Raw genomic sequence first — 242 nt, forward strand, 5'->3', positions numbered from 1 at the left:
GCCACAGCCTCCCGCGGACTGATCCCGAAGAACCCCGCGTCGAACAACGCCGCATCCGCCAGGAACCCACCCTCGCGCACATAACTAGTCCCCGACCGCGCCGAATCCGGGTCATACAACGACCCGACATCCCAACCCCGATCCACGGGGAACCCACCCACCGCATCAACACCCTCGACCAGCAACTGCCAAAACCCCTCCGGGTCACCAACCCCACCCGGATACCGACACCCCATCCCCAC

The 242-nt window shown here is 65.7% G+C and carries 1 protein-coding gene; it reads right to left on the reverse strand.

Annotated features, from left to right (window positions below; translation table 11 throughout):
* Positions 1–242, reverse strand: a 242-nt coding sequence (locus ACLQ22_RS32150; protein WP_425695629.1) for a beta-ketoacyl synthase N-terminal-like domain-containing protein, incomplete at both ends; no start/stop codon positions are given.

Source organism: Micromonospora sp. DT178 (assembly GCF_049841695.1).
Classification (GTDB): Bacteria; Actinomycetota; Actinomycetes; order Mycobacteriales; family Micromonosporaceae; genus Micromonospora.